Consider the following 20345-nt stretch of genomic DNA (forward strand, 5'->3'; position numbering starts at 1 on the left):
TGTGAGGGTTGCCCTTCGCAGCGGCATCCTGGTCGGATCCACGCATCCAAGGTCTCGACAGCAGGGCAACACGACCAAGGTCATTCTGCCGTTTAGTGTCTCCGAGATCGATGAGCGCCCACCAGGCGGGGACTTGCGTTTGGTGCCCCGTACGAATTCGCCGGCGCGGAGAGGGCTGTCGACGGAGCGGCGGCCGCGCCGTTTGTGGCCGTATGGCTGAACAGGTGTTTATATCCCAGTGAATGCCAACGGAGCAGTTTCCATAGTGCTTTATGCAGCAGCCAGTCGGCGGCGAGCGGAGAGGGACCGAACACATATTAAAGCGGAAAGTATGACTGGCAGGCATACAAGGTACGCTGTCCTGATACCCGCGTGCTCCGCCACAAAACCGAGGAGCGGTGGAGCGAGGAAGAACACGACAAACGACATTTGGCCCAATGCCGCGACATTGAGATGGGAGGCTCGGTCCGAGCGCCGCGCCGCTGCAGAAACGGCAAGGGGGTATACCACGCTACAACCGCCGCCCATGAGCGCAAATCCAACAAGGGCGATGTATTGATGCGGAGCAAGCCACACCGCGCAAAGCCCAACGGCTGACACGAGGAGCAGTGTCAAAGCGACCGTTCGGGAGCCGAAGCGATCGACAAACGGATCTGCAAATAACCTCGTCAAAGCCATGAAGAAGGTGAAAAACGTGAGGCCCAGCCCTCCGACGAACGGTTCGGATTGGAAGACGTCGCGCATGTAGATCGCCGACCAATCAATGCCCGCGCCCTCGACCAGGAATGCGGCGATACCAATGACACACAGAGGAAGCAGTGCAACTGTCGGAAGCGCGATACGCCCCGCGTCTGAATGATCAAGCGCCACTCTTGCAGGGGCATTGCGCATGCCAGCGATTACTATCGTACCGGCGATCAGGACAAACCCGAACGTCAATCCTAGATGAAGCTGCGTTGATACGCCGGCCTGGCGGACTGCGGCCGAAACCAGGGCTGTGACGAAGAAGCCAAGGCTCCAGAATCCATGTGCCCGGTTCATGACGCCCCGTCCAAGCTGCGCCTCAATGCGGTCAATCTCGACGTTGAGATTGATCTCCAGCGCTCCTGCCAGCAGTCCTTCGCACAAAAGAATGCCGAAAACCAAAGGAGCAGCACTCACCCAAGGCACAAGAGCAAGACACGCGGACGTTCCCAACACGGTAAGAAAAGCGGTGGTACGTGCTCCGAGGCGGGCAACGATGGGGGACGAAAACGTTAGTGAAACCAACGCGCCGACCGCGGCTCCAATCAGCGTCAAACCGAGCTCAGATTTGTCAATCTGGAGAGCGTCTTGAATGTCCGGAAGACGCGACAGCATAGCGCCCATCGAAACAGCGAACAGGAAGAAGCAGACATAAATCCGCTGCTGCGGTCCGATGTGCATGTTGTGGCTCCGGAGTCTAGAACGGTGGGAGACCTCCTTTTAGGAGAACTGCCCCCCGATAACAACATGAACGCTCGCTCGTAAGTGGTGTAGGCATGGTTTGTGGCGTTTAGTTGCCACGACGCATCTCAAACGCAGAGGCAAGCGAGCGACGCTAAGAAGCGTTGCCGCCGTCTGCCGAGCCTTCTGGGTGTGGCTGTGGAACCGAGGACTAAGCGCGCTTTCGGTGAATGGCCGCAGCGATCGATGCTTGTAGTTCGTGTTCGCCCGCAGTGTCGGCTAACGCAACCACCAAAATGCAATGCGGGAGCGGAGCTCGTTGGTGGGAGCCAAGCACGCGGAAGATTATTCTGGCTCGACGGTTTGTGTCGTTCTAGGTTCGTGGTGATGTACGGAATTCGCCTTTTTGTGCCAGTTCTGCTCACCAGCGAAGCGTTCGTTAGTTCCATAATCTATCTTATGTGACGTGGTGTTGTAGCCGCAAAGTTAAAGTGTCCTGTTTCTGCAAAGTAAGAATGTCACTCTCCCCGGGTTTGATGACCTGGGAGATTGCGGATGGGACTGATTGCGATGAGCGAGCGGGATCTGCAGCGGATCGAGATTTTGTCGAAGGTGATCGCCGGCCGGATGACGCTGGTGTCGGCGGCGCATGTGCTTGATCTGAGTACGCGCCAGGTGCGTCGTCTGCTGGAGCGGATCAGCACTGGCGGTGCGGCCTCGATCCGACACAAGGCGATCGGCCGGCCGTCGAACAACCGGATCAGCAATGGTGTTCGCGATTACGCCGTGACGCTGGTTGGCGAACGCTATGCGGACTTCGGTCCGACGCTGGCAGCCGAGAAGCTTGCCGAACGCGATGGAGTGCGTGTGTCGCGCGAGACGCTGCGGAGCTGGATGACGGAGGCCGGACTTTGGCTGTCGCGCAAGCAGCGCCGGACGTTTCATCAGCCACGACTGCGACGCGAGGCCTATGGCGAGTTGGTGCAGATCGACGGCTCCGAGCATCGCTGGTTCGAAGATCGCGGGCCGCCGTGCTCGCTGCTGGTGTTCGTCGACGATGCGACGGGCAAGCTGTTGCAGCTGCGCTTTGTCCGCTCGGAAAGCGCCTTCAGCTATTTCGAGGCGCTGGCACTTTATCTAAAGCATCACGGCGCGCCTGTGGCCTTTTACTCCGACAAGCATTCGGTGTTTCGGGTGGCGAAGGAGGACGCCAAGGGTGGCCAGGGCATGACCCAGTTCGGGCGGGCGCTTTCAGAGTTAAACATCGAGATTCTTTGCGCAAATTCGAGCCAGGCGAAGGGGCGTGTCGAGCGAATGAACCGGACGCTGCAGGATCGGCTGGTCAAGGAATTACGGCTGGCGGGCATCGGCGATATGAAGACTGGCAACGCGTTTTTGCCGGGCTTCATGGAGCACTACAATGCGCGGTTTGCGATTGTCCCTGCCCGATCAGACGATCTGCATCGGCCAATGAATCTGGCGCCGGAACGGCTCAACGAGATTCTGTGCAAACGCGAGCAGCGTTATGTCGGATCGCAGCTGACGTTTTCATTTGAGCGCCAGCGGATCATGCTGAAGGAGACCGAGGTGACGCGCGGTCTGGCTGGCCGTTATGTCGAGACCTATGCCTATGCGGATGGTCGCCTGGATGTGCGCTGGAAAGGGTATTCCCTGCCCTACACGGTGTTCGACAAGGACCAGCGTGTGACGCATGCGGCGATCACCGAGAACAAGCGGCTTGGCGATGTGCTGGCCTATATCAAGGAGCGCCAGGACCAGCACGACAAGCCGACCGTAAAGAGTAACAGCGACAAAAATGGCTACGTCAAACGCGCGCGCGGCCCGGGCCGGAGGAAGGATTTCATGGGCGATCCAAAGGTCGTTGCGCGGCGAGAGAACGCGTTGTTGAGGCAACCGGCTGCCGAATAAAAGTCGTCGTCAATGCATGCTGATTGAGGCCTGCTTATCCGACTCCAGTTTCAGACAGGCCTCCCACAAGGGTGTCTTGAGGTAGGTACCGTCCTGCCAGATAGTCAGTCCTTCGCGCTCTTCGTGTAGCAATCCCAGCCAGCACAGCGGCTGGATGACGTCGTAGCGGAGCGACGATCGTTCCATTACGGTTTCGACCGTCATCTCTGCTGGCGCCGGATACGCTTCGCTCGGGTATAGCTCGTTCGCCAGCTCTTCGAGAGAACACGGCATATCTGCTTTCATATTGATAAGATTGAGAAAGACGTGCCACCAACGTATCCGGTTGCGCACATCTTCCTGCGTCTGCCCATGATGGATATAAGCATAGAGATAATCCGTGGCGATCAGATCGAAGAAGGCTTGCGGTCTCGCCAAGAAGTCCCGACCACGTTTGGTTGGTAGCAGGTTGTCCTTATTCCGGCGAAGAAGTCTGAGGTGATGAAGCATGTCGCGCACGGGCCAAAGCGGCGGCATGTCGCATTCGTTGAGCACCTTGTTCATGCTGTAGAGGTCTTCGGCTGTGAAGCCGGGCCACTGGAAGTGCGTGGCGGCCCAATGCACAAACTTGCGGTTCATGGCGCCAGTCGCGGTCAACCCGATGCCGCCCTGACTGCCGGCGTAGGAAACCGAAAGGATCATCCCGCGAAGAAGTGGCGAGAGAGCGGCGACATCGACGCCACCCACCAGCTTGATTTCCGGAAGCATCGTGCCACTCTGATCCCTGCCCTGCAACATACTGCCGACAATAGTACAACCGGCGACCGAACAATTGCTACTGAGAAAGCTCAAGCCGAAGGGGTGCCTCTCACCCGCCCCCTCCCTTCCCTTGCAACCCGGACCAGCCGGTCCGGTCGGGGGCTTGCCTCAGCGCAAGTGGAGATGTCGAGTGTCGCATTTCTAAATGGCTGAAGACGCGCCCAAAGTGACATTTCTACTTTTGCACAAGTGCGGACATTCCAACTTCCCCGCCACATTGTGTGTAAGAGGGGTGGGTTCAAGGATGAAGTGCGACTTGCAATAGATAACAACGGTTTATCCTTGCAAGGAACGAGACATGAAACGCACCTACTCCCAGATCGATATGGAAGAACGCCGCAAGATTGCCCGCTGGCGCACGGCTGGGATCAGCGTTGACGTGATCGCCGAGAAACTGCACCGACATCGCTCGACCATTTTCCGTGAGCTGCGCCGCAATACGTTCGAGGATCGTGAGATGCCGGACCTCAACGGTTACTACTGCGTGATGGCCAATGACATGGCGCGAGAACGGCGTGCCAAGCTGCGCAAACTTGCCCGGTTCTCGCATCTGCGCCAATCGGTGATCGAGCGCATCATGCATGGCTGGTCGCCGCAACAGATCGCTGGCCGACTGCAGCTTGAGCGCCATCCGATCTCTGTCAGCCATGAGACGATCTACAAGTTCGCCTATTCCTCGGACGGCCACGCCATCAAGCTGTGGCGACATCTTCCGGAGCACCGCGCCAGGCGTCGGCCACGGCACGCCAGACGCCGCCATGGTCGGCGGTTCACCCCCGACGTCAACATTCTCTACCGGCCCGACGCAGTTGCCGAGCGCAAGCAGTTCGGGCACTGGGAATGCGATCTCATCCAGTTTCGCAAAAAGTTCGGAAAGGCCAACGTGACGTCACTGGTCGAACGGGTCAGTCGCTTTGCCATTCTCCTGCGCAACAACGACCGACAATCCAGACCGGTGATGGACGGCCTGATCCAGGTGCTGCAATCCCTGCCCCACCTCGCTCGTCGTTCGATAACCTTCGACCGTGGTACTGAGTTCACCGACTGGCCCTACCTGCAGGCAAGCATCGGAGCGCAGACCTGGTTCTGCGATCCACAATCTCCCTGGCAGAAAGGCACCGTCGAAAACACCAACAGACGGGCGAGGAAATGGCTTTCGAGAGAGGTCGATCCCCTGTCTCTCAGCGACCGCGATCTCACCGACATCTGCAATCATCTGAACGCAACGCCGCGCAAATGCCTCGGCTACAACACACCAGCGGAAGTCTTCCGCCAGAAACTCCTCGCGCAAATCCGGCGCACCAGTTAGCTTCTCAAAGCCCGCAGGTCGCGGTTCGCCATGAACTCACACCGCAAAGTTAAAGTGTCCTGTTTCTGCAAAGTTGGAATGTCACTCTCCCCGCGTTTGATGACGTGGGAGATTGCCGATGGGACTGATTGCGATGAGCGAGCGTGATCTGCAGCGGATCGAGGTTTTGTCGAAAGTCATCGACGGTCGAATGACGTTGGTGTCGGCGGCGCATGTTCTGGCGCTGAGCGCGCGCCAGGTGCGGCGGCTGTTGGAGCGGATCCGCACGACCGGCGCGGCGTCGATCCGGCACAAGGCGATCGGCCTACCCCACGCCGCTCGACGCTCGGTCACCTCGACCGCTGCCACTTGAAATGCAGGTAAATACCTGCGCTTGACATGCAGGTGGATACCTGCATATTGTGGTTTCACATTCGAGTGAGACCAATGGACGCTGACAAGGTTTTCAAAGCGCTGGGCGACCCGACACGCAGAACGCTGCTTGACCTTCTTTGTGAGAAGAACGGGCAGACGCTCGGCCAGCTTTGCGACAACTTGGACATGGCCCGGCAATCCGTCACGCAGCACATCGGGGTATTGGAGGCGGCCAATCTCGTGAGCACGGTTAGGCGCGGTCGGGAAAAGCTGCATTTCATCAACCCCGTGCCGCTCCACGAGGTCTACGAACGGTGGGTGCGGAAATTCGAACATCAGCGGCTTAGCCTGCTGCATGATCTGAAGAAGGAACTCGAAGGAGAGTAACAATGACCAAAGAGATGACCAGCTTTGTATACGTGACCTATGTTCTCTCGACCCCGGAAAAGGTGTTCGAGGCCATAACGAAACCGGACGTCGCAAGGCGCTATTGGGGCCACGAGAACGTCTCCGACTGGAAACCCGGATCGAAATGGGAACATATCCGTGCCAACGATGAGCGGACTGTCGAACTCGTTGGCAAGGTCATTGAGGTCTCGCCGCCGACCCGTCTCGTCATCACCTGGGCGAATGCTTCGCAGGCCTCCGACCCGGCAAGCTACAGTCGGGTGACGTTCGCGATCGAGGAATACGACAACATGGTCCGGCTGACCGTCACCCATGACGAACTCGAAGCCGACAGCGGGATGGCGAAAGGCATCAAACAAGGTTGGCCGGCCGTCCTGTCCAGCCTGAAATCTTTCCTGGAAACCGGCAGCGGCATTGACCTTTTCGCCAAGCCAAAATCGGCCTGATCCCTTGCGGTGCCAATTAACAAGTCTGCCAGCGGGAGAATGATAATGACCAAGACTTATGCCGGCGGATGCGCGTGCGGCGCGATCCGCTATGAAACGAGCAGCGAACCCATCTTCGAGAATCACTGCCAATGTCGCGATTGCCAGAAACGAAGTGGCACGGGGCATGGATCCTATCTGACCTTCCCCCGGCGAGCCGATATGACAATTACGGGCGAACCGAACACCTGGCGGGTAGCGGGCGACAGCGGGAACGAAAAGGTCCACGCCTTCTGCCCCACCTGTGGAACACCGGTCTATCTGACATCCGTCGCAATGCCGGAGCTGATTGCGGTCCCCGCCACCAGCCTTGACGATCCTGGCCAATTCAACCCGCAGCTGGTCACATACACCATTCGCGGCCATGGGTGGGACACGATTGATTCCTCGTTGCAGAAATTCGAGCGAATGCCACCCGGATAAATTCGGTTGAGAGCAATACGAAACTACCGACAGCGGCCTGTACTTCTGATTGAACGAGTGTGGTTCCCATGATCTATTCCTTCCGAGCGAGTGCTTTGATGCAGCCCTCACTCTCTGCCAGAGCGCCGGCCGCTGTTCACTGCTCATGGGATCTAAAGCCTGTGGGTGGGTGATGCACCCGCCCCTATCTGCCTTGCAATCCGGACCAGCCGGTCAGATCGAGGCTGGTCCGACCGTTTGACCTTAGAGGAGACGCAACATGGACAGATTCACCGGCGGTTGCCTGTGCGGCAACGTCCGAATTGTGGCGTCGGGACTCCCATACCGGGTCGGCCTTTGTCATTGTCTCGACTGCCGCAAGCATCATGGGGCTCTTTTTCACGCTTCCGCGATCTTCCCTCAGGATGCGGTGACGATCGATGGCGAAGCACGCGACTACGCGGGGCAGTGTTTCTGTCCCCGCTGCGGCTCACCCGTTTTCGCACGCACCGCAGACGAAATTGAAGTGAATCTTGGATCCCTGGATGCCCCTGACCAGCTCATGCCAACCTACGAAAGCTGGATCGTCCGTCGCGAGTCCTGGTTGCCGCCGTTTCCGCTCACGAGACGATACGAACGCGATCGTGACGCCACGAGCCGCTTTGAGGAATAGGTCGCACGAACGGTGCGAAGGCGCCGATACAGCAGCCTTCGGATTGAATGGCCGTTTGGGAGGGTCACTCCGGAAGACCGGCCTTGCGGTAGCCATCAACGAAATGCTCGAGCGTCGCGGCGTCGCGGAACGGCTCCGTCGTGGCCCAGTGGCGGGTTGTGAAATGCGGGTTGCCGACAAGGAACAGTTCGACCTCTGCGCGCGCCTCGTCGAGCCGGCCAAGTTGGGCAAGGCTTGCCGCCAGGAAACGGCGTGAGCTTGTACGATAAGTCTCCTCCCGACGCAGTGTCTCGATAGCGGCTTCGTATTCACCGGCCGCATATAGCGCCTGGCCGAGCGTCAGATAGTACCAGCTTGCCGGAAGCGGATTCAGCCGGAACGCCTTGCGGATGTGCTCAAGGCCCGCCTCGACCCGCCCGGCCAGGACCGTAATGTCGGATAGCGCCGCCCAGATGTCGGCTTCGTTCGGGTCGAGCTCGATCGCCTTGGCGAATTCCGCGTCCGCCTCGGCGAAGCTGCGCTCATAGGCAAGCAAGTAAGCAAGGCTCCAGCGACAGCCAGCATCGTTGGGATCGAGTGCTACAGCTTTGCGCGCAAGCTTCAAAGCGTCGCTGCGGGCAGCTTCCGTTGGTCCGCCGCTATGTACCCATCCCATCCAGTGGTTCACGGCAAGCCAGCGATAGGCCTCGGCATATTCCGGATCGAGCGAAACCGCGCGCGTCAGCATCAGATGCGCTTCCCGCGCCGTCTGCGGCGAGTCATCCATCAGCTTGCGCGCCCGCACGCAGAGATCGTAAGCCTCGAGATTTTTGGGCCGATTGCGCGGCGGCGGTGCACGCAGCCGGCCGAGCAGCGCCTCCACGATTTTGCCAGTGACCTCGTCCTGAACGGCAAAGATATCGTCCAGGCTGCGATCGAAGCGTTCCGCCCATAGATGATCGCCACTCACCGCGTCGACCAGCTGGGCGTTGATGCGTACGCGCCCCGCGGCACGTCTTGCGCTCCCCTCCAGAAGGTAGCGCACGCCGAGGTCCTCAGCGATCCCGCGCACAGCCATCGCCTTTCCCTTGTAGGCAAAGGCCGAGTTGCGCGCGATGACGAACAGGCCGGAAATCCTGGACAGGTCGGTAATCAGGTCTTCAGTCAACCCATCCGCGAAGGATTCCTGCTCGGGATCGTTGCTAACATTCACGAAGGGCAGCACGGCTATCGATGGCTTGTCGGGCAGTGGCAAAGGTTTTTGCTTCCCGCCACCGAGGTGTTCGATGGCCCCCGTGAAGCGGTAGCCGACGCGCGGAACCGTGGCGATCCATTCACCGCCATCGGTGGCCGGACCAAGCAGCTTCCTGAGCTGCGCGATCTGGACGGTGAGGTTACCTTCCTCGACGGCTGTGCCCGGCCATGCCGCGTCCATCAACTCGGCCTTGCCCAGGATTTCGCCAGGCCGTCCGACAAGCGCCGCAAGCAGCTTTAGTCCGCGGTAGCCGACGGCAACGGGATCATCGTTCCGAAGGAGCGTTCCGGCACCCGGATCAAGCACGAACGGACCAAAGGCAAAGCGCGATCCCTGCATACGGCGCATCTATAGCCTGTTTGGAAGTTTTTGGAACTATTTGGGGGAGCTTAATTACGGCGCCCTTCGTATCCTGCAGAATTCAACCTCTTTCAGGTCGAGGACTCTCGACCCTCAAACCATATGGAGGTTGCCATGAACGATGTTCCCCCCGTGGGGCTGGCGAAAGTGTCGCGTCGGACTTACAGCCTGGCGACCCTGCGAAGCGTTATCGCGACCTGGGACGAGCGCAAACGCCTTCGCTGGCAACTTGAGCAAAAGTCAAAGGATGATCCCCATTTGATCGACGATATCGGTCTGACGAGGCGGCAGGTCGAGGCAGAGATCGCCAAGCTCTTCTGGCAGCGATAAGGCGAATGCTGCAATGACACCGGAGCGCCAGTTTCCGCGTGCCGCAACGGTTTGCCGGCACTTGCACAGCACGACATCCCCGCGAGAGGATCGGATCCCATGGGCCGCGATGGCGGGCATCATCGCGACCGTCACGGTGTTCGCCGTGGCACAGGGGCTGACCTATCCGCTGCTCAGCTTCATCCTGGAGCGGCAGGGGACGGCGCCCGGCCTGATCGGCTTGTCGGCGGCGATGACGCCGCTGGGTTTCATTGTATCCGCGCCCTTCGTTCCGACGCTGGCGCGGCGCGTGGGCGCGGCGCGGCTTGCGATCCTTTGTTCCACCCTCGCCGCGCTCATCCTGATCGCGATTGCCTGGAAGCAGGAGGTCTGGGCCTGGATGCCTCTGCGCTTCCTGCTCGGCTTCTTCGCCAATCCGCTTTACGTGATCAGCGAAACCTGGCTGATCGCGATCACGCCCGCGCCACGCCGGGGCCGCATCATGGGCCTCTATTCATCGATCGTTTCGGGTGGCTTCGCCATCGGCCCGCTGTCGCTCGGCCTTGTCGGCACGCAGGGCTGGCCGCCCTTCATGATCGGCATCGTGGCCTTCCCTCTCTGCGGCTTGATCGTACTTGCGGTCGTGCCGCGCCTGCCGAAGATGCCGCATGAAGGTGAGGCAACATCGGTCGGCGGCTTCTTCGCACGGGCACCCCTTCTGTTGTTCGCGGTTTTCACTGCTGCCGCCTTCGAGCAAGTCGTGATTTCCTTGTTCACGGTTTATGGTACCGCGCTTGGCAGTGCCGAAGCACGTATCGCTTCGCTCATCGCCTGTTTCACCGCAGGCAATGCCGTCCTGCAGATATTGCTCGGGCGCGTGGCCGAACGATTCGGCTCGACGCGGACCATGCTATTCTGTGCCTTGGCTTCGCTGGCCGGCTGCCTGCTGCTGCCGTCGCTCTTCAACGCGTGGCTCATCTGGCCGCTCGTTTTCGTCTGGGGCGGGGTCTCATTTGGGATTTACACCATGTCGCTGATCCAACTCGGCGAGCGTTTCATCGGTCAAGCCTTGATCGCCGGAAACGCGGCCTTCGCGTTCGTATGGGGTATCGGCGGCATCGTGGGCTCGCCCGCGACAGGACTAGCGATGCAACTGATCGGACATCAAGGGCTGCCATCGTCCCTGAGCCTTATGTGTTTTGTACTGGCGGTGCTTCTGATGGTGGAGAGACGACGGGGCTGATCGAGGCACTTGCCTCGCGCCGCATCGTTGGTATGCCGGATTTTACCAAGGGAGCCAGCATGACTGCCGAAGATCTCCCAATTCAAAAGGGCGTGTGGCCTCGCTTGCTTCCATCGGGACTGCCGTTGCTGGCGGCACACCAAGTCGCCGCTGCAGACGGAGGACGGATGTCGCTTTCGGTCTTCGACACAGATGCAAGGAGAAAGCGTAAGGACTTCCGCGACGGTAGAGGACGCCGTGCGAGCTGACAGCCTGCATGAACGCAGCAACTGCCCCACTTTCCAAATCTGCAAAGTACTCTACACTCCGCTTTATATCGCCGGAGAGAAATCCATGCGCGCTTTATCCTTTGTGTCTGCGCTGTGTGCTGCTTTGATCTTTGTATCGATACCGGCGCGGGCCGAAGATCCGGTCGAGACGACGCGGCATATCATCGAGGATCAGATTACGGCCTTCCTGAAGGATGATGCGGAGACGGCCTATTCCTTTGCAGCGCCCGGCATTAAGGCGATGTATCCGGACAAGGGCGTCTTCTTTGCGATGGTGAAGAAGCGCTACGAACCCGTCTATCATCCCGGGAACTATGCTTTCGGCCGCAGCCGCTCCATCGATAACGGCGCGATGATCTATCACGAGGTCCTGATATCCGGCCGGGACGGCAAGGACTGGACGGCGATCTACCAGATGATGCGGCAGCCCGACGGCGGCTACAAGATCAACGGCGTGCAGATCGTGCCGAACACCGACAGCAAAGGCATTTGACGGCGGTGCAGCCAACCCTGTTCCAATGCATGCGGGAAAGAAGGATCGCCAGGCCGCACCAGCCGCTTATGCCTGAAAATGCGAGCGCGGCGCCGAGAAGGCCGGCGAAAGCAAAAGCTGCCGGATGAAGGAGAAATTCGCACAGCACCGACAACAGAACCAGCGTCCCGACGGTGATCTGGACCTGCCTGGAGATCGTCAGGCGCGGCGCGCCCTGGCTCGCGCCGACAACCGGCAGACCATCGGCCTCAAGCGCGTTCGAGATCGCCCTTTGCCCACTCCTCCTGGGTTTCCACCATGAAATCGGCGAAGCGACCCTCGGCAATCGCCGTGCGGATGCCCTGCATCAGTTCTTGATAGTAGCTGAGATTGTGCCACGAGAGCAGCATGCCGCCGAGCGCCTCGTTGGCGCGGACGAGATGGTGGAGATAAGCGCGCGAATAATCGCGCGAGGCCGGGCAATTCGACTGCTCGTCGAGCGGACGCAGATCCTCCGCGTGGCGAGCGTTGCGGATATTGACCCTGCCGCGGCGGGTAAAGGCCAGGCCATGGCGGCCGGAGCGGGTCGGCATCACGCAGTCGAACATGTCGATGCCGCGGGCAACCGATTTCAGGATATCGTCGGGCGTGCCTACGCCCATGAGGTAGCGCGGCTTTTCGCCGGGCAGCACCGGCAAAGTTTCCTCGAGCATCTTCAGCATGACGTCCTGCGGTTCGCCAACCGCAAGACCGCCGACCGCATAACCCTTGAGGTCAAGCTGTGCCAGCTCTTCGGCCGAGCGGATGCGGAGTGCGGGAATGTCACCGCCCTGCACGATGCCGAACATCGCCTTGCCCAGCTGGTTGCCGAAGGCGACCTTGCAGCGTTCAGCCCAGCGCAGCGAAAGCTCCATTGCGCGTTCAATCTCGCGCGGTTCAGCCGGAAGCGCCACGCATTCGTCAAGCTGCATCTGGATATCGGAGTCGAGCAGCCCCTGGATTTCGATCGAGCGCTCCGGCGACATGTGATGCAGGCTGCCGTCGACATGCGACTTGAAGGTGACGCCTTGCTCGTCGAGCTTGCGAAGACCTGAAAGTGACATGACCTGGAAGCCGCCGGAATCCGTCAGGATCGGATGTTCCCAGCGGATGAGGCTGTGTAGGCCGCCGAGGCGCGCCACGCGTTCTGCCGTCGGGCGCAGCATCAGGTGGTAGGTGTTGCCAAGAATGATGTCGGCGCCCGTTTCGCGAACCTGGTCGAGATACATGGCCTTGACGGTGCCGACCGTGCCGACCGGCATGAAGGCCGGCGTGCGGATGGTGCCGCGCGGCATTGAGATTTCGCCGAGGCGGGCGCCTGCATCGGTCCTTCTGAGCGTGAACTGGAAATTCTCGGTCATCTGTCTTTCCGGAAAAGAAGGCTCGCATCCCCGTATGAATAGAAACGGTAACCTGTCGAAATGGCGTGTTTGTATGCCGCCTGCATGGTTTCGAAACCCGCAAAGGCCGAAACCAGCATGAAGAGCGTCGAGCGCGGCAGGTGGAAATTGGTCATCAGGATATCGACTGCCTTGAAACGGTAGCCGGGCGTGATGAAGATGCCGGTGGCGCCGGCCCAGGCGCGGATTCCTCCATCGTCCGCGGTCGCGCTTTCGATCAGCCGTAGCGATGTCGTGCCGACACAAATGATGCGCCCGCCCCTCGCCTTGACGGCATTCAGCTTTGCTGCCGTCTCGGCGCTGACATAGCCGCTTTCGAAATGCATCTTGTGATCGTCAGTATCATCGGCCTTGACCGGCAGGAAGGTACCGGCGCCGACATGCAGCGTCACGAAATGGCGCTCGACGCCGGCCTTGTCGATTGCCTCAAAAAGTCGTGGCGTGAAATGCAGGCCGGCGGTGGGCGCTGCGACGGCACCTTCCTCGCGGGCATAGATCGTCTGGTAATCGGTGCGGTCGCGTTCGTCGTCCGGACGCTTGGCGGCGATATAGGGCGGCAGCGGGATATGGCCGACGGAGGCGATTGCCTCGTCCAGCGCCGGGCCGGAAAGATCGAAGGCAAGGGTGACTTCACCGCCCTCGCCTTTCTCCTCGACGGTGCAATCGAGCTGGCCGAGGAAGCAGCTTTCACCGCCGTGGCCGAAGGCGATACGATCGCCGACCTTAATGCGTTTGCCGGGCTTGGAAAAAGCCTTCCAGCGGCTGGCGCCGACGCGCATATGCAATGTCGCCGAGACCTGCTGGCCGCCTGCCCCTTCACGATGGCGGACGCCCTCGAGCTGCGCGGGAATGACCTTGGTGTCATTGAAGACAAGCGCATCCCCTGCCCGCAGGAACGACGGCAGCTCGCTGACGGCATGGTCGCCGAGAGCCGGTTCAGCATGCGGATCGATGACGAGCAGGCGCGCGCTATCGCGTGGCTCGGCGGGCCGCAAGGCGATCCGTTCAGCCGGAAGGTCGAAATCGAAAAGGTCTACGCGCATCGGGCACTTTCAGGCAAAGCGAAACCCGCCCGACGCCTTCGCGCAAGGGCGGGTTTCAGCAGAAATCACAATCAGACGTCGGCGGCAACCCGCATCGAGACGATGGAGTCCGGATCGCTGACCGGTTCGCCCTTCTTGATCGTGTCGACCACATCCATGCCTTCGATGACCTGGCCCCAGACGGAGTATTGCTTGTTCAGCCACGGCGCATCAGTGAAGCAGATGAAGAACTGGCTGTTTGCCGAGTTCGGACTTTGCGAGCGCGCCATCGAGCAGGTGCCGCGGACATGCGGCGTCGCGGAGAATTCTGCCTTCAGGTCAGGCTTCGACGAGCCGCCCATGCCGGCGCGGCCCGGGTTGAAGTTCTCGCCGCCCTTCTTGCCGAACTGGACGTCGCCGGTCTGCGCCATGAAGTCGGGGATGACGCGGTGGAAGACGACACCGTCATAGGCCTTTTCGCGAGAAAGCTCCTTAATCCGGGCGACATGCTCGGGGGCCACCTGCGGCAGCAGCTGGATGACAACCTTGCCCTTGGTGGTTTCCAGGATAACGGTGTTTTCCGGATCCTTGATCTCGGCCATTTTCATTCTCCTCTTTTCACTAAATCACTTGCCGGCGGTAACTTTGACCATGCGGTCGGGATCGGTCACTTCGCCGTTTTGGCCGGCGCCGCGCTTGATCTTGTCGACGTTTTCCATGCCGGAGACGACCTTGCCGACCGCCGTGTACTGGCCGTTCAGGAAGGAGCCGTCCGCGAACATGATGAAGAACTGCGAGTTTGCCGAATTCGGATCCTGGGCACGCGCCATGCCCACCGTGCCGCGAACGAACGGCTCCTTGGAGAATTCGGCCGGAATGTTCGGCAGATCGGAGCCGCCGGTGCCCGCAAGGCTCGGATCGTAGCCCTTCGACATATTGCCGTACTGCACGTCGCCGGTCTGCGCCATGAAGCCGTCGATGACGCGGTGGAAGGCCACGTTGTCATAGGCCCCCTTCTTCGCCAGCGCCTCGATCTGCGCTACGTGCTTGGGAGCCACGTCCGGCATCAGCTGGATCACGACGGGACCATCCTTGAGTTGGATCGTCAGCGTGTGGTCGGCCTGGGCAAACACGTCGCCAACGAAGGAGGCGAGGTAAAGCACGCCGGCAAATGCAATATAGAAAAGTTTCATGTGAGCTCCGTTGCGGCGGAAAACGCCTCAAGATTTGCGCTTGGATCGAAGGGCCTTCAAAACGGCGGCCGGCACAAAGGCGCTGACGTCGCCGCCCATGGCCGCGATTTGACGGACCAATGTGGCGGTAATGGGCCGTGAGGCCGTCCCTGCCGGCAGAAAGATGGTCTGCACATCCGGTGCCATCTGCCGATTCATGCCCGCCATCTGCATTTCGTAGTCGAGGTCGGTGCCATCGCGAAGGCCGCGGATGAGCAGCGCCGCGCCATGCATGCGCGCGGCATCTACGACCAGATTGTCGAAGGAGACGACAGAGATGCTGCCGCTTTTCTGCGGCATGGCATCGGCAAGCGCGTTCCGGATCAGCTCCGCCCTCTCCTCGAAGGAAAACAGCGGCGCCTTGCCGGGGTGGATGCCGATCGCAACGATCACTCTTTCGGCGATGTTCAGCGCCTGGACGAGCACGTCCAGGTGTCCGTTGGTGAGCGGGTCGAAGGACCCCGGATAAAAAGCAGTCGTCATAGGACCCGGCCGTTTTGTTCGATGCCTTTTGTCATGGATACCCGCAGCCCGCAAGTCATTTGCCGCCCTGCTGAACGGTGGATGAATGCCGCGTTCAACGCGGTTTCAGATGCGGTACGCATAATCGGAAACAGCAACACAGCCGATGCCACCCGCATCGGACACTTCCGAAAGATATCGACATGCTGATCCTGCTTCTCGCCCTTGCCGTCGTTCTCTCCCTGCTTGCGGAGCTGGCATATGGCTACCTGCAGGACCGCTATACGATGCGCTGGGTGCGCGCCGAAGTCAGCGAGCATCACGCCATCATGCGGCAGCTCGGAAGGGCGCGTTGAGACCTGCTCCCGAATCTGAACGCCAGATGAACAAGGCATTCAAGGTCGCTTCAGACCGGGCTTGCTAAACGACACGCCAACATCCGCCGGAACCATTTTCAGACGGATACGTTCACTTAACCGAAGCGTAGATGCGATACGCTGCACGAAGGGAAAACAAGATGCCCGATAAGATTACCATCATCAATGTATTCTGGATGGCAATGATCACGGGAATGCTTACCGCAACTGTCGCACTCTATGACCAGAAGACCGATACGTCCAAGGTATATGGTCCTTATGCTTCGGCCCGCACGGCCATCATAAGCCAGTACTGAGGAACGTGAACGCAACTTCGGAAAGGATTGCCCATGTTCACGATCTTGACTGTTCTTACCGCTCTCATCAGCGTCATGTTCATCGTGTCTGTGGCGTCAACCGTTTCCGCGCTTCGCCGCGAAAGCGAAGAAGTGAAGGCGTTCGACGAGAAGAAGCACAGCACTTTCTGAGTTGAGTTCCCCTGCCCTTGAGCGCCTTCCCCTCCAGCGCTCGGGGCCATTCAAAAAGCCGGACGCCGTCCCCGCGTCCGGCTTTTTCTTTGGATCGTTTCAGGCCCGCCGCCAGGCTAGGCAGCCGCTTTTGCGGAAACGCAGCACCATCAAGACACCGGAAGCGTAGGGCCTGCGCACACAATCAGGACTGCCGCCGGTCACGACGCGAATGCAGTGCCCCAGCCCAGGATCTTCACACTCTCCGGCAGCGCGACCGGTCCCTCACCCGGCGGACGGAAGACCATGGCGCCGGGGCATCGCCGATCGCGATGAAGACGCCTGCAGACAGCAGGACGACCGTTGCGACGATTGATTCCTGCAAATGCCCCCGTCTTCGCGATCCGCGAAGCCACTGCCATGGGCGCCTTCCTTGTTAGAAGGCGAATATACACTCGATGCAGGGATCAGCAATCGGCTGTCGCGCAGCAATTTGTGCGAGAGCGGCAATCTTCACCGAGACAAGCAGCCTGTCGCTTTCAAACCCAGTACGCGGGAACCGCGATCAGCTCGCCGGGCGGTGGCCTCTGATCGGCCTGCCGCACCGTGAACGACGCCACGATGTCGTCAATGCCGACAATTTCGCGGGATCGTGCCTCCTGCTTTGGCAATATCTGAAAGAATGTGGGTGAAACGATCTTAGCGCGGCGATGCGAACATCGGATTAGCGCATAAAAAAACCGGGCGGCAGGGGCCGCCCGGTTCTCAACCAAAGCCTGGTTGAATTATTCTTCCGTTGCAGGTGGCGCCTCACCGCTTTCGATCGGCGTTTCGTTGACGATCTCGCCAACCTCCTCGCCGTCATCTTCCGGCTCGCTGATGCGCTCGACGGAGACGACCTTTTCATCCTTGGCGGTCGAGAAGATCGTCACGCCCTTGGTGGCGCGGCTGGCGATGCGGATGCCGCCGACCGGGACGCGGATCAGCTGCCCGCCATCCGAGACCAACATGATCTGGTCGCCCTCGTCGACCGGGAATGCGGCGACGAGTTCGCCGATCTCGCTCGTCTTGGAGGTATCGGTGGCGCGAATGCCCTTGCCGCCGCGGCCGGAGATGCGGAAGTCGTAGGAAGACGACCGCTTGCCGAAGCCCTTCTGTGATACTGTCAGCACGAATTGTTCGCGTGCCTTCAGTTCCTCGTAGCGCTCGTCTGTCAGCAGTCCCTCTTCGGTGACTTCCTCGCCGACCAGGGCGATATCCTCCTCGTCGACGCCCGTGGCGCGGCGTTCGACAGCGGAACGCTTGAGGTAAGCAGCACGCTCCCAAGGTTCGGCATCGACATGGCCGACGATAGTCATCGAGATGATGCGGTCGCCATTGCCAAGGTTAATGCCGCGCACGCCAATCGAATTGCGGCCCGCAAAGACACGGACATCATCGACCTGGAAGCGGATGCACTGGCCGAGCGCCGTGGTCAACAAAACGTCGTCATGTTCAGTGCAGGTCTCGACGGAGAGGATTTCATCGCCCTCCTCCTCGAGCTTCATGGCGATCTTGCCGTTACGGTTTACCTGGACAAAATCTGACAGCTTGTTGCGGCGAACCGTGCCGCGTGTCGTCGAGAACATGACGTCGAGGCTTTCCCAGCTCTCCTCGTCCTCCGGCAAAGGCAGGATCGTGGTGATGCGTTCGCCAGGTGCCAGCGGCAGCATGTTGATCAGCGCCTTGCCCCGAGACGTCGGCGTGCCGATCGGCAGGCGCCAGACCTTTTCCTTGTAGACGATGCCACGCGAGGAGAAGAAAAGGACTGGCGTGTGGGTATTGACCACGAATAGCCGGCTAACGAAATCCTCGTCGCGCGTCGTCATGCCGGAGCGGCCCTTGCCGCCGCGGCGCTGGGCGCGATAGGTCGTCAGCGGCACGCGCTTGATATAGCCGAGGTGCGAAACGGTAACGACCATGTCCTCGCGGGCAATAAGGTCCTCGTCGTCCATTTCGAGGCCGCCGTCGACGATCTCGGTGCGGCGCGGCGTGCCGAATTCGTCGCGAACCGATGTCAGCTCGTCTTTGACGATCGTCTGGATGCGGACGCGGGACGACAGGATATCGAGATAATCCTTGATCTCGTCGCCGATCTTGTTGAGTTCGTCGCCGATTTCATCGCGGCCGAGCGCTGTTAGGCGGGCAAGGCGGAGCTCGAGGATTGCCCGCGCCTGCTCTTCCGAGAGGTTATAGGTCATATCCTCGTTGATACGATGGCGCGGATCGTCGATGAGGCGGATCAGGCTTTCAACATCTTCCGCGGGCCAGCGGCGCGTCATCAGCTCTTCGCGCGCGGACTGCGGATCGGGCGCCTGGCGGATGACGCGGATCACTTCATCGATATTGGCGACCGCAATCGCGAGACCCACCAAGACATGCGCACGTTCGCGCGCCTTGCGAAGAAGGAATTTCGTTCTCCGGCTAACGACCTCCTCGCGGAAGAAGATGAATGCGCGGAGCATATCGAGCAGGTTCATCTGTTCGGGCTTGCCGCCGTTCAGCGCCACCATGTTGCAGCCGAAGGAGGTCTGCAGCGGCGTGTAGCGGTAAAGCTGGTTCAGGATGACTTCGGCATTGGCATCGCGTTTCAGCTCGATGACGACGCGATAGCCCTGGCGGTCGGATTCGTCGCGGAGATCGGAGATGCCCTCGATGCGCTTTTCGCGCACCAGCTCGGCCATTTTCTCGATCATCGTAGCCTTGTTCACCTGATACGGGATCTCGGTGATGATGATCTGCTCGCGGTCGCCACGCATCGGCTCGATCGCGGCAACGCCGCGCATGATCACGGAACCACGGCCGGTTTCATAAGCCGAGCGGATGCCGGCGCGGCCAAGGATTTTCGCACCAGTCGGAAAATCCGGACCGGGAATGATCCGCATGAGCTCCGGCAGTTCGATCGCTGGATCATCGATCAGCGCGATGCAGCCGTTGATGACTTCGGTCAGGTTGTGCGGCGGAATATTGGTCGCCATACCGACGGCAATACCGCCTGCCCCGTTGACCAGAAGGTTCGGGAATTTCGCGGGCACCACGACGGGCTCTGAGAGCGTGCCGTCGTAATTGTCGCGGAAGTCGACCGTTTCCTTGTCGAGGTCGTCGAGCAGAGAATGGGCCGCCCTTTGCAGACGGCATTCCGTGTAACGTTCGGCCGCCGGCGGGTCTCCGTCGACGGAGCCGAAATTGCCCTGGCCGTCGATCAGCGGCAGGCGGAGCGACCAATCCTGCGCCATACGGGCGAGCGCGTCGTAGATCGCGGCATTGCCGTGCGGATGGTATTTACCCATCACGTCACCGGTGACGCGGGCGCATTTGACGTATTTTTTGTTCCAGTCGATGCCGAGCTCGGACATCCCATAGAGGATGCGCCGGTGCACAGGCTTGAGGCCGTCGCGCACGTCCGGAAGCGCGCGGCTGACGATGACGCTCATCGCGTAATCGAGATAGGACCGCTGCATTTCCTCCATGATGGAGATGGGCTCGATGCCCGGCGGGAGCTTCCCGCCACCTGGGGGTGTTTGTTCAGTCAAAACAGATCACGATCTCTTTGTAGAATCACTGAAAGATTTATAGCGGAAAGGCTTGCCCGGCGCCAATTTGAGCCGCGGTTTTGAACAGACTTTGCGGCGGAAGGGCGGCAATCAAGCGATTTCGA

Annotated in this window: 22 protein-coding genes and 1 pseudogene; 13 read left to right on the forward strand and 10 right to left on the reverse strand. The window is 60.1% G+C overall.

The window, feature by feature from the left end; all coding sequences use genetic code 11:
* Positions 1-270: 270 nt before the first annotated feature.
* Complete coding sequence (locus ACZ9DP_RS24810; protein ID WP_194729707.1) at positions 271-1425, reverse strand: MFS transporter; 1155 nt, start codon at positions 1423-1425, stop codon at positions 271-273.
* Positions 1426-1980: 555 nt separating this feature from the next.
* On the opposite strand from ACZ9DP_RS24810, the gene ACZ9DP_RS24815 reads away from it, so the two are divergent.
* Complete coding sequence (locus tag ACZ9DP_RS24815; protein WP_476201136.1) at positions 1981-3354, forward strand: ISNCY family transposase; 1374 nt, start codon at positions 1981-1983, stop codon at positions 3352-3354.
* A gap of 9 nt (positions 3355-3363) precedes the next feature.
* Here the strand turns inward: ACZ9DP_RS24815 and ACZ9DP_RS24820 are convergent, their stop codons facing one another.
* A complete protein-coding gene (locus tag ACZ9DP_RS24820; protein ID WP_476201137.1) occupies positions 3364-4101 on the reverse strand; it encodes a hypothetical protein in 738 nt (245 codons plus the stop codon).
* Positions 4102-4450: 349 nt separating this feature from the next.
* On the opposite strand from ACZ9DP_RS24820, the gene ACZ9DP_RS24825 reads away from it, so the two are divergent.
* The 6 genes and pseudogenes from ACZ9DP_RS24825 (at position 4451) to ACZ9DP_RS24850 (ending at position 7783) form a co-directional block, all read left to right on the forward strand.
* Positions 4451-5461, forward strand: a complete 1011-nt coding sequence (locus ACZ9DP_RS24825) for an IS30 family transposase (RefSeq protein WP_476203884.1) — start codon at positions 4451-4453, stop codon at positions 5459-5461.
* 118 nt (positions 5462-5579) lie between these two features.
* Positions 5580-5789 (forward strand): annotated as a pseudogene (locus tag ACZ9DP_RS24830) (helix-turn-helix domain-containing protein); the annotation flags it as partial.
* Between the two features lie 98 nt (positions 5790-5887).
* Positions 5888-6202, forward strand: coding sequence for an ArsR/SmtB family transcription factor (locus ACZ9DP_RS24835; RefSeq protein WP_476203885.1), 315 nt, complete (start codon positions 5888-5890; stop codon positions 6200-6202).
* A 2-nt stretch (positions 6203-6204) separates the two neighbouring features.
* Positions 6205-6669 (forward strand): SRPBCC family protein, encoded by a 465-nt coding sequence (locus ACZ9DP_RS24840; protein ID WP_194729705.1) that lies wholly within the window; start codon positions 6205-6207, stop codon positions 6667-6669.
* Positions 6670-6714: 45 nt separating this feature from the next.
* Positions 6715-7131: a GFA family protein gene (locus ACZ9DP_RS24845; protein ID WP_074068124.1), complete on the forward strand. Its 417-nt coding sequence runs from the start codon at positions 6715-6717 to the stop codon at positions 7129-7131.
* A gap of 259 nt (positions 7132-7390) precedes the next feature.
* Positions 7391-7783: a GFA family protein gene (locus ACZ9DP_RS24850; protein WP_476203886.1), complete on the forward strand. Its 393-nt coding sequence runs from the start codon at positions 7391-7393 to the stop codon at positions 7781-7783.
* Between the two features lie 64 nt (positions 7784-7847).
* On the opposite strand, the gene ACZ9DP_RS24855 is transcribed toward ACZ9DP_RS24850, so the two are convergent.
* Complete coding sequence (locus ACZ9DP_RS24855) at positions 7848-9356, reverse strand: winged helix-turn-helix domain-containing tetratricopeptide repeat protein (RefSeq protein ID WP_476205473.1); 1509 nt, start codon at positions 9354-9356, stop codon at positions 7848-7850.
* A 135-nt stretch (positions 9357-9491) separates the two neighbouring features.
* Here ACZ9DP_RS24855 and ACZ9DP_RS24860 point away from each other — a divergent pair, with 135 nt between their 5' ends.
* The 3 genes from ACZ9DP_RS24860 (at position 9492) to ACZ9DP_RS24870 (ending at position 11691) form a co-directional block, all read left to right on the forward strand.
* Positions 9492-9707, forward strand: coding sequence for a DUF1127 domain-containing protein (locus ACZ9DP_RS24860; protein ID WP_476203887.1), 216 nt, complete (start codon positions 9492-9494; stop codon positions 9705-9707).
* Between the two features lie 13 nt (positions 9708-9720).
* Entirely contained in the window at positions 9721-10929 is a 1209-nt protein-coding gene (locus tag ACZ9DP_RS24865; protein ID WP_476203888.1) for an MFS transporter, read from the forward strand.
* 333 nt (positions 10930-11262) lie between these two features.
* Positions 11263-11691, forward strand: coding sequence for a DUF4864 domain-containing protein (locus tag ACZ9DP_RS24870; RefSeq protein ID WP_476203889.1), 429 nt, complete (start codon positions 11263-11265; stop codon positions 11689-11691).
* Here ACZ9DP_RS24870 and ACZ9DP_RS24875 read toward each other — a convergent pair.
* From ACZ9DP_RS24875 to coaD, 6 genes are all read right to left on the reverse strand, one after another.
* Positions 11645-12016, reverse strand: a complete 372-nt coding sequence (locus tag ACZ9DP_RS24875; RefSeq protein WP_476203890.1) for a YgaP-like transmembrane domain — start codon at positions 12014-12016, stop codon at positions 11645-11647. The genes ACZ9DP_RS24870 and ACZ9DP_RS24875 overlap by 47 nt on opposite strands.
* Positions 11940-13070, reverse strand: coding sequence for a tRNA guanosine(34) transglycosylase Tgt (gene tgt / locus ACZ9DP_RS24880; RefSeq protein WP_476203891.1), 1131 nt, complete (start codon positions 13068-13070; stop codon positions 11940-11942). Before tgt ends, ACZ9DP_RS24875 begins: the two co-directional genes overlap by 77 nt.
* Complete coding sequence (queA, locus tag ACZ9DP_RS24885) at positions 13067-14152, reverse strand: tRNA preQ1(34) S-adenosylmethionine ribosyltransferase-isomerase QueA (RefSeq protein ID WP_476203892.1); 1086 nt, start codon at positions 14150-14152, stop codon at positions 13067-13069. The genes tgt and queA overlap by 4 nt, the downstream gene beginning before the upstream one ends.
* Positions 14153-14223: 71 nt before the next feature.
* The gene (locus tag ACZ9DP_RS24890) at positions 14224-14733 is read right to left on the reverse strand and encodes a peptidylprolyl isomerase (RefSeq protein WP_476203894.1); all 510 of its coding nucleotides are present in this window, start codon (positions 14731-14733) and stop codon (positions 14224-14226) included.
* A 24-nt stretch (positions 14734-14757) separates the two neighbouring features.
* The gene (locus ACZ9DP_RS24895; RefSeq protein ID WP_476203895.1) at positions 14758-15324 is read right to left on the reverse strand and encodes a peptidylprolyl isomerase; all 567 of its coding nucleotides are present in this window, start codon (positions 15322-15324) and stop codon (positions 14758-14760) included.
* 27 nt (positions 15325-15351) lie between these two features.
* A complete protein-coding gene (coaD, locus tag ACZ9DP_RS24900; RefSeq protein WP_074068109.1) occupies positions 15352-15846 on the reverse strand; it encodes a pantetheine-phosphate adenylyltransferase in 495 nt (164 codons plus the stop codon).
* Positions 15847-16028: 182 nt separating this feature from the next.
* Between coaD and ACZ9DP_RS24905 the strand changes: the two genes are divergently transcribed.
* The 3 genes from ACZ9DP_RS24905 (at position 16029) to ACZ9DP_RS24915 (ending at position 16669) form a co-directional block, all read left to right on the forward strand.
* On the forward strand, positions 16029-16181 hold the full coding sequence (locus tag ACZ9DP_RS24905) for a hypothetical protein (RefSeq protein ID WP_246763310.1): 153 nt from the start codon (positions 16029-16031) through the stop codon (positions 16179-16181).
* A gap of 161 nt (positions 16182-16342) precedes the next feature.
* Positions 16343-16498 carry a hypothetical protein gene (locus tag ACZ9DP_RS24910; protein ID WP_022715592.1) on the forward strand — a complete coding sequence of 52 codons (156 nt, stop codon included), beginning with the start codon at positions 16343-16345 and terminating at the stop codon, positions 16496-16498.
* 33 nt (positions 16499-16531) lie between these two features.
* Positions 16532-16669: a hypothetical protein gene (locus ACZ9DP_RS24915; protein ID WP_022715591.1), complete on the forward strand. Its 138-nt coding sequence runs from the start codon at positions 16532-16534 to the stop codon at positions 16667-16669.
* A gap of 764 nt (positions 16670-17433) precedes the next feature.
* Here ACZ9DP_RS24915 and gyrA read toward each other — a convergent pair.
* Positions 17434-20220, reverse strand: coding sequence for a DNA gyrase subunit A (gyrA, locus tag ACZ9DP_RS24920; RefSeq protein WP_476203896.1), 2787 nt, complete (start codon positions 20218-20220; stop codon positions 17434-17436).
* Positions 20221-20345 lie beyond the last annotated feature (125 nt).

The organism is Rhizobium sp. USDA 4016 (assembly GCF_056279705.1).